The organism is Kosmotoga sp. DU53 (genome assembly GCF_001639905.1).
Lineage (GTDB): Bacteria > Thermotogota > Thermotogae > Petrotogales > Kosmotogaceae > Kosmotoga > Kosmotoga olearia.
The window spans coordinates 86,079-102,754 of record NZ_JGCK01000073.1; the positions used below are offsets into that span (position 1 = coordinate 86,079).

The window sequence follows — 16,676 nt, forward strand, 5'->3', positions numbered from 1 at the left end:
CGATGTATTTCGATAAATTTTCTGAGGGAGCCGCACAGGTATTTGTGGCTGCCCAGGATGAAGCAAGGAGCCTGGGGCATCCATATGTTGGAACGGAACACTTATTACTCGCTATATTAAAGGTGAACTCTGGAACCACTTCTCAATTACTCAAGGGATACTCCATAACGTATGAGCGTGTTCTGAGGGAAGTAACATCTATGGTTGGAACGAACATTCGGCAATCAGTGGTTGGTTCCCCTCAAATGACTCCACGTGCCAGACGCGTCATCGAGCTGGCCAATGACGAGTCAAGAATGCTGGGACAGGACAAAATAGATGTTGAACATATAATGTTAGGTATAGTTCGCGAAGGTGAAGGAATAGCTGCTCACATCTTGAAACAGATGGGTGTCAATCTTGGCAAACTGAGAAAACAACTCATAGAAAATATTACGAGTGACTGGGACGAGTCTACAACGGGCGGACGTTCTTTTGGTGCTCAGCAATCAAGCATGGCTACTTCTTTGAAACAACTGGAAGGATTTGGAACGGATTTGACCGCTCTGGCGCGTGCGGGAAAACTCGACCCCATAATCGGACGTGATGTTGAAAAGCAGAGATTAATGGAAGTGCTCTCCAGGAGGAAGAAAAACAACCCCGTTCTCATAGGAGATCCGGGTGTAGGAAAGACCGCTATCGTGGAAGGACTCGCGCAGATGATTGTCAATGAAGAGGTTCCAGAGACCTTGAAAAATAAAGCAATTTTTGCTCTTGATGTTGCTTCGTTGATTGCCGGTACAAAATACCGTGGAGAGTTTGAAAAGCGTTTGAAGAAGCTCATACAGGTTGTAAAGAATAATGGGAACATAATCCTTTTCATTGATGAACTTCACACGATAGTTGGTGCTGGTTCTGCCGAGGGTGCTGTCGATGCCGCTAATATATTGAAACCAGCTCTGGCAAGCGGCGAGATAAGATGTATAGGTTCTACAACTCCTGATGAATACAGAAAATACGTTGAAAAGGACGCTGCCTTGGAAAGACGTTTCCAGAAGATTTATGTTTCTGAACCCACGGTCGAGCAGACAATCGGAATTCTGAGAGGCATCAAGCACAAGTATGAGGCACATCATAAGGTCTACTATACTGATGCCGCGTTGGAAGCTGCTGTTTTATTGTCTCACAGGTATGTCAGTGACCGCTTCCTCCCGGACAAAGCGATAGACATTATCGATGAAGCTGGTGCACGTGCCAGACTTAGAAAACTAACTGTACCATCTTATTTGAAAGAACTTCAGAAAAAGATAGAGAAGCTCAGGCTTGAGCGAGAAGACGCGGTTTCTCGACAGGATTACGAGCATGCAGCAGAACTAAAAGAAGAAGAAAGGGTTTTGATGAAAACCTATAAGGACGAATACAATAATTGGCGTGAGAAGGTTGACTCAGAAATTGTTCAAATAAGTGAAGAAGAGGTTGCTGAGATTGTTTCTAGCTGGACCGGTATCCCGCTGAAGAAATTGGAGCAGTCGGATAGCGAAAGACTCCTTTCACTGGAAGAGGCTCTTCACAAACGAATCGTCGGCCAGGATGAAGCAATAACGGCAGTTGCAAAAGCCATAAGAAGAGCAAGAAGTGGGCTTAAAGATCCCAGACGGCCCATCGGTACCTTCCTGTTCCTTGGACCTACCGGGGTCGGGAAAACGGAGTTAGCAAAGGCTCTTGCCGAATATCTTTTTGGCGATGAAAAGGCTCTCGTCAGATTCGATATGTCTGAGTATATGGAAAGGTTCTCTGTGTCTCGTTTGATCGGGGCACCACCGGGATACGTTGGATATGATGAAGGTGGAACACTCACCGAAAGAATAAGGAAGCGTCCTTTTTCCATTATTCTTTTCGATGAAATCGAAAAAGCCCATTTCGACATTTTCAATCTACTCCTCCAGATCATGGATGATGGCCGTCTTACTGATTCTCAGGGTCGCAGCGTTGACTTCAAAAACACGATAGTCATAATGACCAGCAACCTTGGTGGTGAGTTTATTAACAAGACGAAGAAAACACTGGGGTTTGTAAGTGCGGCAAATGTTGAGGAAAAAGAGTATGAATCGATGAAAAACTCCGTTCTTGAAGAAGTGAAGAAAACCTTCAGGCCTGAGTTTTTGAACAGGCTGGACGAAATCGTCGTCTTCCATCCGCTGACGAGAGAGCAGATCAAGAAGATTATCGAGATTCTCATTGCGGATACGAGAAAACGGCTTAAAGAAAAGAAAATGGACCTAGTATTATCTGAAGCAGCTCAGGAGTTCCTTGTTGAGAAAGGGTTTGATCCTGTCTATGGTGCGCGGCCATTACGTAGAGCAATTCAGAGATACATAGAAGACCCTCTCGCGGAGGAGGTGCTCAGAGGTAGATTTGAGCCCGGTGACACAATAATGGTTGTAAGGCAGGATGAAAAACTTTCCTTTAAAAAGAGCAAGAAGAAGGTTGAGGTAAAAGCTGGAACATGAGTAGAAAGAAACGAAGGATTTACGTATGTGATGCCTGTGGTTATGAATCTCCCGCGTGGTTTGGAAGATGTCCGAGTTGCGGAACCTGGAATAGTGCGATATCAATGTCAGTTGACAATCACGCAATTATCGAAACAAGCAAAGAAGTGGCAAACATACGTTCGCTATCCGACATTAAAGTTGAGGATTCTCACAGACTTTTCACGGGATTGAATGAGTTTGACAGGGCACTCGGCGGGGGAGTTGTTCCGGGAAGTGTTGTCCTGGTAAGTGGTGAACCCGGCATTGGAAAGTCCACATTGATGCTGCAAGTAGCCGAAAGAATGGTTTCTTACGGAAAGATATTGTATATCAGTGGCGAAGAATCGCAACGTCAAATAAAGCTTAGAGCCCATCGTCTTAAACTCGGAAAGACGGAAAATATCGAAGTAAGTGCGACCACTGAACTTGATTTCCTTGAAAAACTTGATTTGAAGGATTATTCTTTGCTCATATTTGATTCACTCCAGACACTCAGATTATCTAACGTTGCTTCTCTTCCAGGAAGCTTTGTTCAGGTTAGAGAATGTGCAAACTTCGTTGTTTCAAAGGCTAAAGAATCTAATGTTGCGGCTGTTATAGTTGGTCATGTAACCAAAGGTGGTCAGATCGCTGGTCCGAAGTTAGTGGAACATATTGTTGATACTGTTCTTTATTTTGATACCAATAAATCCGGATATCGTTTTCTCAGAACGGTTAAGAACAGGTTCGGTCCATCAGATGAAATTGCTGTGTTTGAGATGACCTCAGATGGCCTGGAAGAGGTTCCGGACATTTCAGATCTGTTCGTTAAAGATTTCATTGTAGCTCCGGGTAACGTGATTACGGCTGTTTCTGAAGGCTCAAAAACCTTTTTGGTAGAGGTTCAATCGTTAGTTTCAAAACCAATATATGGGACACCAAGAAGATTGGCAACAGGTGTTCCAATTGATCGGGTTCTTCTTGTTGCGGCAGTATTGTCAAAACGTGCGAACATTCCATTGGATAATCTGGATTTGTACATAAATATCGCTGGTGGTATCCAGGTAGATGACCCCGGCACTGATCTTGCAATCGCGTTGTCTTTGCTATCCTCGTTTACCAACAAAGCTGTTCCGCAAGGAATGGCTGCATTTGGAGAAATTGGATTGGATGGTACTGTTAGAAACGTTACGGGAAGTAGTAAGAGAATCGATAGATTAAAAGAATCTGGTTTTTCCGAAGTGCTTTCTCCTAATGGAAATATCAGGATACAAAATATTGCTGATTTGGTTCGCTTTGTCGGGGGGATGAGTGATGGATCATAAGGAACTTGCCGAAAGGATTCGTGTGGTTGCTCCTGGAACACAGCTTCGTTTTGCTCTCGATAAGATCGTGGCTGCTAATACTGGGGCACTTATTTTTTTAGTAGATGACTTTGAAAAGTACAAGGATCTAATGCAGGTTGGTTTTTTCCTCAATTGCCCGTTCAATCCCAATAAACTCTATGAGTTATCAAAAATGGATGGAGCAATTGTTGTGGATGAGAGTCTTAACAAAATAATCGCTGCTAATGTTCAGCTGACTCCCGATCCCTCTATTCCTTCTTTACAGACAGGTATGCGCCACCGAACCGCTGAAAGAATGGCACGCCAGACGGGGAAAATGCTTCTTGCTATTTCCAAAAGGCAGGGAACAATCACCATATTTTTTGGTGAGAATTCTCATGTCCTGGCCCCTGTGGAAATTTTGCTTCCAAGAGTCAATCAGGTTATTAGAACGGTTGAACAATACCGCCAAACTTTTGCATACGGTCTTGATCAGATAGACGTGCTTGAACGCGCGAGCGTTTTAACCCTTTACGATGTCTTGAAAACGCTGGAGAAAGGCCTTATGGTTTTGTTGATCTCTAAAGAAGCGGAACTAACCCTTGTGGAACTGGGAAAGTTCGGTCTGCCTTCCCGAATGCAATTGGACGAAATCACCGATGGAATACCGGAAGAGATAGAAAATCTTGTTCTTGATTTTGCCAAAGAACAGGTAACGATCGACAAAATAGAGGAACTCATGGAGAAACTTTTGAGTCTCACAGAGCGTGAGATTTCGAACTATGTGACTCTGGCGAGGGTGCTTGGTTATGACATCTCATCGAGTTCTCAGGCAATGGAATTGAACATGCGCTCCAGGGGTATTAGATTTGTTAGAAAGATTCCGAAAATCCCATTGCAGGTTGCGTTAAACGTGGGAGCAAAATACGGTTCACTTGCCAGACTTCTGAAGACAAGTGTTGAAGAACTTAAAGAGGTCGAAGGAGTCGGAGAAAAACGTGCCCGAGCAATCAGGCACGCCATCGATATACACAACAAACGAGAGGAATTGGAGTAAGTTACAACTCCAGCTTTCTTATTTCGTCATACAGGTTATTGAGTTCTTCTTCAGACAGTTTAGCTGGTTTTCCATTTTCGAGCACTAATTCTCCCTGATTCCAGACATTTTCGATTTTGAAGTCTTGCGAAAATCTCATAACAAACCTTAAAGTGGTTAAATCTTCGAGATTAGCATAACCGATGTCATTTTTGGGGAAAGCTAGAACGATATCAGCCGAAGCGCCTTCTTTTAGAGCGCCCAGTTTCCTATCGAAGAACCTTCTTGCTATTCTGAAATTGTTGTCAAACAAGGTTTTCCTTATCTCATAATCTATCACTTTTATGTCAAATTTTCCGTAGAATCTCTCTGTTAGCAAAATCTGTTGGCTTTCAGAAAAAAGATCAGCATCAAGCAAGCCTGATCCGAGACAAACAAGAATACCTCTTCCAAGGAGACCGGCTATGTTCGGGCTGAACGTACCAGCAAGCATCTCAGAACGAATCGACTTTGTCACGAACATCTGCCTGCTGGCAATAATATCCATATCTGTCTCTGAGAAGTTTCCACCGTAGGTTATACCGCACTCAGGTACAAGCAAACCGTTTTCGAGCAATCTTTCTGTCAGCTGTTCCCCCCAGCGTGATAGGCTGAGGTCGTTGTCCAGTTTCATATCGAAAATGACGAGATTGACGTTCAAATTCCTTGTTATGAAGAACTTAATTTCGCTCAATTCCTCTTCTGTGTACGATGAAAGGTCTGTAATGTAGATCGCCGGCATGAAAAGTTCATCCGGTTCAACTGTTCCCCATGAGTTAAGAACGGTCATAAGGTTCTCTTTATTAACCACCGGACCAACACTCATATTTACCCCGAAATGATGGGCTATTTCTTTGAAATCCTTTGGTTGAACGTCCTCACTATAAGGGATGGGACCAAAGATCGTGGTTGTGCCCCGTTGGAGAGCCCGGATTACTCCTAACATTGTTGAAAGTAGAATCAATCGTCCCCAGGAGTTTTCCTGAACCACATCGATGAGTTTGGAAAAATAATTAACACCGCTTACGTTCTCAACATCGATTCTTCCAGGATAATCAACAATAGAACTGTAAATTCTGTAGTGTGCATTAACCATAGCTGGCAGGACCATACCACCTTTACCATCGATAACCTTATCAGGCATTTCGGGTTTTACTTCATCGGCATGTCCGACCTTTAAAATTCGCCCTTGTTTGAATTGAACAATACCATTTTTTATTATTCTCATTTTTGGGTCATTTGTAAGGATTGCGACGTTTCTAATAATCACGGGATTCACCTCTCTTCTCCCTAAAATTACTCTTAAGCACGTATAAAGCAAAGCTCAAAAGTTTTGGAACAACCTTCAGACGCTTCCGGGGTTCCTGAAGGATACGGAAACACCATTCTAAACCGTGCCTCTGCATCCATTTTGGAGCACGTACCACCTTTCCTGCCAGAACATCAAAAGAGCCGCCAACTCCCATGGCTAAAGAAACACCAAGCTTCTCCCAGTTCCGGGATATCCAGATTTCCTGTTTCGGGACACCCATACCGACAAATAGAAAATCAGCGTTCGACTGATTAATATCATTCACAATTTTAGCATTTTCTTTATCACTAAAGAAACCATTTCTAAACCCCACTACTTTTAATTCAGGAAATTTTTCTTTAAGATTTGTAACAGCCCTTTGTGCAATGCCTTCTTCAGCACCAAGAAAATAGATTTTAAAACCCTTTTTTGAAGATTGGGCACATATTTCCTGCATCAATTCTATACCTGGTATTCTGTTTAAGTTCCTTTTATACAAAAGCTTCACAGCTTTTATAACGCCTGAGCCATCAGGAACCACATAATTGACTTTTTTAAGGGCTTTTTTGTATTCCTCATTATGTAAGTATTCATAAACTATAAGAGAGTTCAAGGTAAGCACAAAATAGCGATTGCCATTTTTTACACCTTCAATAAGATCCTGGGCACATGAGCTAACAGTACCTTCCTGGAGAGGGAAATCGAGAAAATTCAAGGAAGCACCTCCGTATACTAAAAAAGGAAGGCAAAGCCTTCCTTTTATTTTTGTGGTGCCGAGGGCGGGAGTCGAACCCGCACGGGGCTGTCAACCCCAGCGGATTTTGAGTCCGCCGCGTCTGCCAGTTCCACCACCTCGGCCCGCAACACAAATTTACCATTATCTTCGGCATATGTCAAGATTACAAACATTCACTTTCGCAACGGGCGAGTTTATTAGCGAATTATTCGATAAAATATAGAATAATCTTTTAATTTGTCACTGTATGGTAAAATAAAAAATGTTAGACTCGTTATTAAAATCATAGGGAGTTGCACTTTAAAAATGGGGGTGATTTTGTGAGAAAGTTTTTTGTTCTTCTTCTTCTTCTTGTACTCATACTTACCGTGTTCGTATTTGGACGAGACTACGTTACCGTGGGGACCACAGACAAGATAAGGATTCTTGACCCGGCAGATTGTTATGACTACTTCTCCAGCAATATACTGCAGAACACTATGGTAGGCCTTGTTGACTACAAGGTGGGTACCTCTGAGCTTGTACCTTGGCTTGCAGAAAGTTGGGAGATTTCTGAGGACGGATTGGTATACACATTCCATCTGAGAAAAGACGCGTACTTCATGAATGGGAATCCAATTGACGCAAACGCTCTCAAATTCTCAATCGACAGAGTTATAAGGCTCAACGGAGATCCGGCTTTCTTGCTTGCCGATGTTGTTGAAGAGACAAAGGTTGTAGATAAGTACACATTCCAGATAAAGCTTCAATACCCATTCTCAGCTTTCATCGCTGTTTTGGGGTACACAGTAGCCTATCCTGTTGATCCCGCAACGACACCGGCTGACGATTTCTTCTTCAACGCACCGGTAGCATCAGGTCCTTACTACATAGCTGATTGGGAACCAGATGTACAGATTATACTGAAACGCAATCCGAAGTACTTTGGCCCTCCTCCCAAAACAGAGACGATCGTTATAAGGTTCTATCAGAACGCAAGCACTTTAAGGCTCGCGCTTGAAAGCGGAGAAATTGATGTGGCTTACAGAACTCTTGACCCCAGAGATCTCCTTATCCTGAAAATGGATCCGAGATACGTGGTTTACGAAGGTCAGAGTCCTGCAATTCGTGAGCTGGTGCTCAATGTAAAGATGCCCCCATTCGACAACGTAAAAGTCAGAAAAGCTCTCGCTTACGCTGTGGATAGGGATGCTATCGTGAGTGATGTGTTTGCGAATACTGTTGAACCTCTTTACACCCTTGTACCAATTGGAATGTGGTCTCATCTTGATGTGATGCCAAAACGCGATCTTGCAAAGGCAAGAGAGCTTTTGAGAGAACTTGGCTACTCTGAATCCAACCCGCTCGAGATAACCCTTTGGTACACACCCAGCCATTATGGTTCAACCGAAGCGGATGTTGCCCAGGTTCTAAAGGCTTCCATAGAGGAAACGGGTCTTGTCAAGGTCGATATCAAATACGCCGAATGGGCAACCTATATCGACTACTTTGTCAGCGGTTCAATTGGAGCATTCTTGCTTGGCTGGTATCCTGACTACCTTGATCCTGACGATTATCTGTGGCCGTTCCTTTCAAAATCAGGAGCCGCATCCATGGGATCTTTCTATGAGAGTCCCTTTGTAGAAAATCTCATGCTTCAGGCGAGAAAATACTCTGATATTGAGACAAGAACCAGCATAAACAAAGACGTGCAAAAAATCCTCGCCATAGACGTTCCTTACATTCCTCTGTGGCAGGGTAAGCAGTACTGTGTTTCTTATCCTTACGTCAAAGGTGTTGTACTGGAACCTTCTCAGATCTTCAGATACTATTTGCTTTATGTAGAAGAATAAGTTGATTTTTAACCCGGGCCTTTCCCGGCCCGGGTTTTTTGTATTGTGCAGGAGGGGTTGCCGTGTCGTTGAAATGGTACGTGATTACCAGAATACTTTTGGCAATACCAATGTTCTTCATACTACTTCTTTTGATATTCATCGTTCTGAGAATCTTGCCTGGAGATCCAGTGCTCGCAATGCTCGGAGGTAAAGCTCCTATTCAGGTTATCGAACAAAAGAGGCATGAGTTAGGATACGATAAACCTATCATTCAACAGTTTGGAGATTACATCATTGGAGTATTGAAGGGGGATCTCGGTAGGTCAGCTCTGACGAAAAGACCCATCTCTGAAGAGATAGCAAGGAAACTCCCGGCTACCATCGAGCTCACCATCTTTGGCTTCGGAATAGCCTTAATCATAGGTATCTTCTGGGGGGCTGAGGCCACGCGGCATCATGGTGGGGTGATAGATGTAGCCGGACGAATGTACGCCATATTCATATATTCGATCCCCGTTTTCTGGCTGGGGATGCTGTTTCAATGGTTGTTCGGTGTAAAACTGAAATGGTTACCGATAGCTGGTAGGATTTCCCCGCTTTTGAGACCAGAGAAGATTACAGGGCTTTACCTCCTCGATTCCCTGATAACCTGGAATATTCCCGCTTTGAAGGATGCTTTCCTGCATATCATTCTGCCCAGTGTAGCATTGGGCTTAATAATTTCGAGTGTTTTCCTTAGAATGGTACGATCTAATATGGTAGTCATGTTGTCTCAGGACTTCGTAAAGGCCGCAAGGGCGAGAGGAATCAAAGAAAGCAGGGTTATTTACAAACACGCATTAAAAAACGCTTTTGTTCCCATAATGACAGTTATGGGACTTCAATTTGCAGCCCTGATGGCGGGAGCGGTACTTACGGAAACCACCTTTGCATGGCCTGGAATAGGGAGTTATCTTGTTGAGAAGATACGTTACAGAGACTTCCCTGCGATACAGGGTACCATAGCGGTTTACGCTATTATCGTGATTGTTATAAGTATTATTGTGGACATAGTTAATGCTCTCGTAGATCCAAGGGTAAGATATTAGGGGTGATTGTCCTGTGAATGAACTTCAGTGGAGCCCAACGTATAGACTTGGCAAATCTTTAAAAAGGTTTTTCGGTGATAAATCTGGCATAATGGCGTTCATCGGGATAGCGATTCTTGCGACGTATGTTATTATGGCGATCTTTGCACCTTATGTTGCCCCTTATGATCCCGTAAAGAGAACCGGCAGGGCGTTTATGCCGCCGTCGAAAGAGCACCTCTTCGGAACCACAAATCTCGGTTACGATGTACTGAGCAGAATCATTTATGGCGCAAGGATAGCATTGCAAATAGCGCTCCTGGCTGTTGCGGTGGCTGCTGCGATTGGCATTCCTCTGGGTCTCATTTCCGGTTATATAGGCGGTGTATTCGACAGGATACTCACGATGTTTATGGACGCCATATATTCTTTTCCGGGTTTAATTCTTGCTATTGCAATTGCCGCTGTGCTCGGGCCTGGAGTTATAAACGTTGCGTTATCGATAGCTGTAATATATGCACCAACGTATTTTAGAGTCATAAGAAATCAGGTTGCTTCATTGAAAGACCAGCTTTTCGTTGAAGCTGCAAGAGCGATCGGTGCGAAGAATTCAACGATCGTAATGAAGTACATATTGCCCAATGTTTTACCTTCAGTTGTGGTGGTTTTGTCCATGAATCTTGCAGATGCCATCATGACAGAAGCAGGGCTCAGTTTCTTAGGTCTTGGAATAGCTCCACCCACACCTGACTGGGGTTATGATTTGTCAAATGGCCAGAGATTTCTGTTGTTAAATTACTGGTGGATGATTTTGTTCCCCGGTCTCGCTATTATTACACTTGTTCTTGGATTCAGTATGTTCAGTGAAGGAATGAACGAGTATCTGAATCCGAACGTTGGCGAGACCAGGAGGTGAGATAATGAATCTGTTGCAGCTTAGAAACCTGAGTGTCAGATATAAAACTCGCGAAGGGCGTGTCCTGGCAATTGAAGATCTAAGCTTGAACCTGGGAGACAAAGAAACACTTGGGATCGTCGGGGAATCCGGATGTGGTAAATCAACCCTTGGTGGAGCGATTCTCGGTATTCTTCCAAAAGAGACGAAGGTAACAGGAAAAATTCTTTTTGATGGAAAAGATCTAGTTTCACTGGATAGAAAAACGTTGAGAAAAATACGTGGCAAGGAAATATCTATGATCTTTCAGGACCCCATGACTTCATTAAATCCTGTTATGAGACTGAAAGATCACTTTATAGAAACAATACAAACTCATCTTATTGATATCGAAAAGGAAGAGGCATATAACATGGCAGCAAAAGCCTTGCAGAATGTTGGTATTTCAGCTAATCGTTTAGAAGACTATCCTTTCCAGTTGAGCGGTGGGATGAGACAGCGCGTGATGATAGCCTTAGCGCTGGTTTTAAATCCAAAAATTGTTATAGCAGATGAGCCAACTACTAGTCTTGACGTTATTGTTCAAGCACAGATTCTCGAGCTTTTGAAGAGCTTGCAAACAAAGTTCAATACCGCGATGATCCTCATAACCCATGATTTAGGAGTTGTTGCAGAGACGGCGGATAACATAGGGGTAATGTATGGGGGACACCTTGTGGAGTATTCAGATAAACGCTCACTCTATAAAGCCCCACTTCATCCATATACCCGCTCCCTGCTTGAATCCATTCCAAATACAAACCTTAATGATAAGAGTCTACGCTATATTCCGGGGACACCGCCAAGTTTGATGACCCCGCCACCAGGTTGCCGTTTTTCCGAACGTTGTCCGAAAGCTTTGAAGGTTTGTTCGCAAGCCACTCCACCTGAAGTGTGGACCGAAGATGGGAGAATGGTCAAGTGTTGGCTGTACAACAGTGAGGTGGTTCAAAAGTGAAAGAACTCATCAAGGTTAAAAACCTGGTAAAACATTTTCCTGTTAAAGAACCTCTCTTAAAAAAGCTAATTACAAAAGAACGGAAGTATGTTCATGCGGTGAATGATATAAGTTTTACCATTCTTGAAGGTCAGACTCTTGGGTTGGTGGGGGAATCTGGAAGTGGTAAAACAACAACAGGAAGGTTGGTTTTACGGCTTATTGAGCCGACGTCCGGGAGTATAAAATATAATGGTATTGAACTCACTACGCTGGATAAGGAATCTTTACGTAGATTGAGGAAGGAAATTCAGGTCATTTTTCAGGATCCTCTGGCATCATTGAACCCCTATATGAAGATAGGAGAAGCTATAAAGCATCCCCTTGATATTCATAACATAGGCAGCAAACAGGAACGGTACGAACGTGTTCTGGATATGTTAAAGAGGGTAAACCTCGAGCCTGCCGAAGATTTTTATAGGCGTTATCCGAGAGAGCTATCAGGAGGGCAACGGCAGAGGGTTGTTATTGCTAGAGCACTTATCACACATCCGAAATTTGTTGTTGCCGACGAGGCAGTGGCAATGTTAGATGTGTCTGTGAGGTCTCAGTTACTCGACTTGATGCTTAAGTTAAAAGAGGAGTTCAACCTGACATATCTTTTCATTACCCATGATCTTGCCACCACAAAGTACATATGTGACCGTATAGCGGTAATGTATCTTGGAAAGATAATAGAAATTGGTTCTTTTGAAGAGATTTATACCAATCCAGCTCATCCATACACCAAGGCATTAATATCAGCTGTTCCAGAACCTGATCCGGATATAAAAAAGGAAAAAATTATTCCTTCTGGAGAAGTTCCGAATCCGGTTGAACTTCCTTCAGGATGTTACTTTCATCCGCGTTGTCCGTATGCCATGGATATATGTAAAAAGGAAATGCCTGAAGAAGTAATGCTCAGTGATACACGAACCGTGAGATGTCACCTTTATAGCCAATAAAAAGCGCGCCTTTGGCGCGCTTTTTATCATTAACTTACTGGTTCAAATAACGATCAATACCTTCAGCCGCTCTATGACCATCTGCAACACCATTAATAATATCGGGGCCATGAACGATATCACCACCAGCAAAAAGCCATGGAATACTCGTCTGACCGTACTCATTCACTAGAATTCTTCCACGCGTGAATTCAAGTTTACTTTTAAGTTCTTCTGGCAGATAGCTGTAGTCAGGAGCTTGACCGATGGCTTCTACAATCATATCACCCTCGATAATAATAACGTCTTTTTCATCGAAAGTTGGGTTAAATCTACCATTCTCATCGAAAACACTTGTACAGCAAACTGTTTTGAGTCCTTTGATTTTTCCGTTTTCTATAATGACTTCACTGGGACCTCGAGAGGGGAAGAATAGAATTCCTTCTTCTTTTCCTTCTACAATCTCTTCAAGATCTGCTGGCATTTCTTCCATGGTTTCCAGGCATACCACCTTAACATTAACTTCTTTTCCTTCCATTTTCTGAAGTCTCGCCATGCTTCTGGCAACGTCCATTGCGACATTTCCACCGCCTATAACGATCAAACTGTTGGGAATCTCCGGTTTCTCGCCTTCTCCACGCAAATAATCCCTGATTTTTTCCAGGAGGGGTAGAGCTTGAATGACTTTTTCATGTTCGGTTCCTGAAATTTTTGTGCTTTTTCCAATGGTAAATCCAGTACCGAGGAAAATGGCATCATATTCTTTTTTCAACTGCTCCAGGGTTACGTCTTTTCCAACAGTTGTATTTAACTTAATTTCTACTCCTAGAGATTGAATCACTTCGATATCCTTGTCCAGGGCCTCATCAGGAAGACGGTAACGTGGTATACCGTATCTCATGACACCACCAGCTTTTGGTTTAGCTTCGAATATCGTGACTTTGTATCCCATAAGAGAAAGATAATATGCGGCTGCTAATCCGGAAGGACCAGAACCGATAATTGCAACTTTTTTGTTGGCTTTTTTGATGATTTCTTCGTTAGCTACTTTTTTGATCTCTTCGACAGGTGTTTGATCGATAATATAACGTTTCAGCCATCTTATTGCGACGGCTTCACCTCTATGACCTATGGAACATACGGTCTCACAGTTGTGGGTACATACCCTACCACAGACACCGGGAAGCGGATTGGTTTTGTAAATCCACTCGACACCTCGTTTAAGGTCGTCGTTGAACACGGTTTCGATGTATTCCGGGATATCCATGTGTGCAGGACAGACATCCGTACAAAGTTCGCAGTCAACACATCTCGCGGCTTCTGCGATTGCCTGTTCTTTGGAGTATCCCTTTACAAATTCTATAAAACTGTTAACCCGTTCTGCTCCAGGAATCTCTTCCATTTCAACCCTTTCAAGATCGAGCAACTCGGAATCTTCATCACGCACGTAGCCAACTGGAAAATTGTTGTGATGAATACCATCGCTTTCCGGCATGAAAAAGAACGTATTTGCATTATCGGAGATATGTATATACTCCCTGGTCATTTTCAGAGAACCGGTGGTACATATATCAACACACATTCCACAAAAAGAACAACGCCCATAATCGATGGCAGGTTTCTCCGCTTTCTCACCTGGTTCTGTTTCTATATCAACAGGAATCATCTTTATAGCATCTGTCGGGCAAATTTTCGAACAGGTTCCACAACCAGTACATAGTTCCCAATCGTTTATATGAAACCCCCGGTATCTTTCGGCTGCTTCGCGATAGACCTTGGGGACTGTAATGGTTATAGGTTTCGCAAATAGATATTTCCATGCGATAGTTGGACCCCAAAAGGTTTTTTTGAAAATCTCTTTCGCATTCATCGCATCTCCTCCCTTATCTGTCGATTTCCGGTGGACAGAAGTCCATTGTTCCTAACCAGAGAGCCACATCTTCGATTCTTGTCCCCGGAAGTAGCTTTTCAACACCGTATAGCCCCTGTGGGAAGGAAGCGCCCCTTACATGAACTCTGTAAGGCTTTTCTCCGCCTTCAGAAACGATGAGATATCCATATTCGCCTCTCGAACATTCTATATGGGAGTAAACTTTACCTGCAGGTACTCTCCAACGCAACGCACTTCCGCGTGATACCCTGACGTTTACGGGACCTTTGGGCATCTTTTTCAAACACTGTCTTATTATTCGAATACTCTGTAAAAATTCGAGATATTTCAAAGAGAACCGCGCATAAGCATCCCCTTCTGTCGTTGTGGGAACATCGAACTCTACGTCAGCATAGCGGGCATATGGGTCAACTTTTCTGATATCATAAGGGACTCCGGTAGCTCTGAGCCCCACACCGGTCACACCGATTTTTAATGCTTCCTCTTTTGTAAGGACTGCGAGCCCTTTGGTACGTGTATGTATTACCCGGTTTTTTAAGAGGAGATTTTCATATTCCGTTCTCCTGCTTTCAAAATAGTTCAGAAGAGCTTCGATTTCTTCTTCAATTCCTTCTGGAAGATCCTTTCTAACTCCTCCGGGGATTATATACATATGATAGATTCTTGCGCCTGTAATTTTTTCAAAGATGTCCAGAATTCTATCTCTATCTGCCAGAGTCCATTGTGGCATCGCATAGAGGCCGGTAGCTCCTCCAATGCCTCCCATCGCCATTAGATGTGCAGCCATTCTTGCAAGCTCAAGGATAATCATTCGAATCCAGTGAGCTCTCTCCGGGACCTCGATGCCAGCAAGAGTTTCCACTCCCATTGCGAATACCATTTCATTTATGTCCGGTTCTGGAACACATATTCTTGGAATCAAAGCGAGATTCTGGAACCAGTTCCTTCTTTCCATAAGCTTTTCGAACCCTCGATGAAGAAATCCGGGCACTAATCGTGCCTTGACCACGGTGTCACCTTCAACATAGATATGTACGCTGGAATTCCCGTGCATTCCAGGGTGGTTCGGACCGATAAAAAGTTTGACCTCTTTACCCATCTTTTTCACTTCCTTCTGGAATAAAATCAACATCATATGTTCTGTCAGGGAAGTTTTCCTTTGAGAATTTATGGGGATCGAAATCTTTTCTCATCGGTGGGATGTCTTTCCAGTTTTCAAGTATGAGCGGTTTCATGTCATCGTTTCCATCGAACTTCACTCCGAAAAATTCGTGAATATCCCTTTCGTAGAAACGTGCTGTTGGCCATAATCCCATCACCGTTGGCGCAACGGGAGTTTCTCTAGAAATCTTTGTGCTTACCATCAATGTAATGCCATTTTCCCAATTGAAGAGTGTATAAATCAGTTCAAACTGATTATCATCGATCCAATCCACACAGGATATGAGGGACAGATGATTCCATCCCTTCAGCTTGAACAGTTCCAAAATAGAAATGAGGTTTTTCAGATCGGTATCAACAGTGCATTTTCTTTCAGCGATTTGATTTAATTTTATGGTGCCGAATAAGTTTTCGACTTCTTTTATCAGTTCATTCATGGAATTCATCGTGCACGTACACCTCCCCGAGGGCTTTTAATTGATTCTTTTTGTACCATTCATAGTTTTCCTGATAAGTTTTCCAGCCGGTGGCTTCGCCACGATCGATCTTTTTCATCAATTCTTTGAAACCGTTCACTATGGCCTCAGGCCTGGGCATACAACCAGCCAGATATAAGTCAACAGGCAAATAAAGGTCGAGTCTGTTTATAGTTGCGTAGGAATCGAAGTAAATGCCTCCGTTGATGGTACAGGAACCGAATCCCACTACATATTTTGGTGCCTGCATCTGTTCGTATGTATAGATAACCCTTCTTAGAGTTTTCGTACTCAAATAACCGGTTATCAACAATATATCAGCTTGCCTTGGAGTTGCCATTGGACCGATTCCAAAACGTTCCATATCGAATCTCGCAGTCATCGTTGGCGGTAGTTCGATTGCACCGCATCCGGTACAGTAATAAAGCATCCATAACGAGCGGGCACGAAGCATGTTTGCCACTTTATTCCAAGCAGATTTTTCAGCGTTCATTCAT

14 protein-coding genes and 1 tRNA gene are annotated in these 16,676 nt (G+C 43.2%); 8 read left to right on the top strand and 7 right to left on the bottom strand.

The annotated features are described in order from the left end of the window. Positions 1 to 2 precede the first annotated feature (2 nt). Genes DU53_RS10645 through disA form a run of 3 tightly spaced genes read left to right on the top strand, consistent with a single transcriptional unit; the run spans position 3 to position 4,871 of the window. On the top strand, positions 3 to 2,489 hold the full coding sequence (locus DU53_RS10645; RefSeq protein ID WP_063728616.1) for an ATP-dependent Clp protease ATP-binding subunit: 2,487 nt from the start codon (positions 3 to 5) through the stop codon (positions 2,487 to 2,489). Continuing rightward, positions 2,486 to 3,814, top strand: a complete 1,329-nt coding sequence (radA, locus tag DU53_RS10650; RefSeq protein ID WP_063728618.1) for a DNA repair protein RadA — start codon at positions 2,486 to 2,488, stop codon at positions 3,812 to 3,814. The genes DU53_RS10645 and radA overlap by 4 nt, the downstream gene beginning before the upstream one ends. Continuing rightward, positions 3,804 to 4,871: a DNA integrity scanning diadenylate cyclase DisA gene (gene disA, locus DU53_RS10655; protein WP_015869362.1), complete on the top strand. Its 1,068-nt coding sequence runs from the start codon at positions 3,804 to 3,806 to the stop codon at positions 4,869 to 4,871. Before radA ends, disA begins: the two co-directional genes overlap by 11 nt. Position 4,872: 1 nt before the next feature. Here disA and DU53_RS10660 read toward each other — a convergent pair whose 3' ends face one another. From DU53_RS10660 to DU53_RS10670, 3 genes are all read right to left on the bottom strand, one after another. Continuing rightward, the gene (locus DU53_RS10660; protein WP_063728620.1) at positions 4,873 to 6,159 is read right to left on the bottom strand and encodes a hypothetical protein; all 1,287 of its coding nucleotides are present in this window, start codon (positions 6,157 to 6,159) and stop codon (positions 4,873 to 4,875) included. Beyond that, a complete protein-coding gene (locus tag DU53_RS10665) occupies positions 6,149 to 6,895 on the bottom strand; it encodes a WecB/TagA/CpsF family glycosyltransferase (protein ID WP_063728707.1) in 747 nt (248 codons plus the stop codon). The genes DU53_RS10660 and DU53_RS10665 overlap by 11 nt, the downstream gene beginning before the upstream one ends. Before the next feature lie 53 nt (positions 6,896 to 6,948). Then, positions 6,949 to 7,038: transfer RNA gene (locus tag DU53_RS10670), tRNA-Leu, on the bottom strand. A gap of 198 nt (positions 7,039 to 7,236) precedes the next feature. Between DU53_RS10670 and DU53_RS10675 the strand changes: the two genes are divergently transcribed. The 5 genes from DU53_RS10675 (at position 7,237) to DU53_RS10695 (ending at position 12,672) form a co-directional block, all read left to right on the top strand. Further along, positions 7,237 to 8,748: an ABC transporter substrate-binding protein gene (locus DU53_RS10675; RefSeq protein WP_063728622.1), complete on the top strand. Its 1,512-nt coding sequence runs from the start codon at positions 7,237 to 7,239 to the stop codon at positions 8,746 to 8,748. Between the two features lie 62 nt (positions 8,749 to 8,810). Continuing rightward, positions 8,811 to 9,818: an ABC transporter permease gene (locus DU53_RS10680; protein WP_063728624.1), complete on the top strand. Its 1,008-nt coding sequence runs from the start codon at positions 8,811 to 8,813 to the stop codon at positions 9,816 to 9,818. Positions 9,819 to 9,909: 91 nt separating this feature from the next. Beyond that, on the top strand, positions 9,910 to 10,713 hold the full coding sequence (locus DU53_RS10685) for an ABC transporter permease (protein WP_353851786.1): 804 nt from the start codon (positions 9,910 to 9,912) through the stop codon (positions 10,711 to 10,713). Between the two features lie 4 nt (positions 10,714 to 10,717). After that, positions 10,718 to 11,689, top strand: coding sequence for an ABC transporter ATP-binding protein (locus DU53_RS10690; protein WP_063728628.1), 972 nt, complete (start codon positions 10,718 to 10,720; stop codon positions 11,687 to 11,689). Further along, positions 11,686 to 12,672 carry an ABC transporter ATP-binding protein gene (locus tag DU53_RS10695; RefSeq protein WP_015869369.1) on the top strand — a complete coding sequence of 329 codons (987 nt, stop codon included), beginning with the start codon at positions 11,686 to 11,688 and terminating at the stop codon, positions 12,670 to 12,672. Before DU53_RS10690 ends, DU53_RS10695 begins: the two co-directional genes overlap by 4 nt. A gap of 34 nt (positions 12,673 to 12,706) precedes the next feature. Here the strand turns inward: DU53_RS10695 and DU53_RS10700 are convergent, their stop codons facing one another. The 4 genes from DU53_RS10700 to DU53_RS10715 are packed head-to-tail and all read right to left on the bottom strand — an operon-like array spanning position 12,707 to position 16,672. Then, positions 12,707 to 14,521 (bottom strand): FAD-dependent oxidoreductase, encoded by a 1,815-nt coding sequence (locus DU53_RS10700; RefSeq protein ID WP_063728630.1) that lies wholly within the window; start codon positions 14,519 to 14,521, stop codon positions 12,707 to 12,709. A 13-nt stretch (positions 14,522 to 14,534) separates the two neighbouring features. Next, the gene (locus tag DU53_RS10705; protein WP_063728632.1) at positions 14,535 to 15,641 is read right to left on the bottom strand and encodes an NADH-quinone oxidoreductase subunit D; all 1,107 of its coding nucleotides are present in this window, start codon (positions 15,639 to 15,641) and stop codon (positions 14,535 to 14,537) included. After that, positions 15,634 to 16,149 carry an NADH-quinone oxidoreductase subunit C gene (locus DU53_RS10710; protein ID WP_063728634.1) on the bottom strand — a complete coding sequence of 172 codons (516 nt, stop codon included), beginning with the start codon at positions 16,147 to 16,149 and terminating at the stop codon, positions 15,634 to 15,636. Before DU53_RS10710 ends, DU53_RS10705 begins: the two co-directional genes overlap by 8 nt. Next, positions 16,133 to 16,672 carry an NADH-quinone oxidoreductase subunit B family protein gene (locus DU53_RS10715; RefSeq protein ID WP_015869373.1) on the bottom strand — a complete coding sequence of 180 codons (540 nt, stop codon included), beginning with the start codon at positions 16,670 to 16,672 and terminating at the stop codon, positions 16,133 to 16,135. The genes DU53_RS10710 and DU53_RS10715 overlap by 17 nt, the downstream gene beginning before the upstream one ends. Between the last annotated feature and the right edge of the window lie 4 nt (positions 16,673 to 16,676).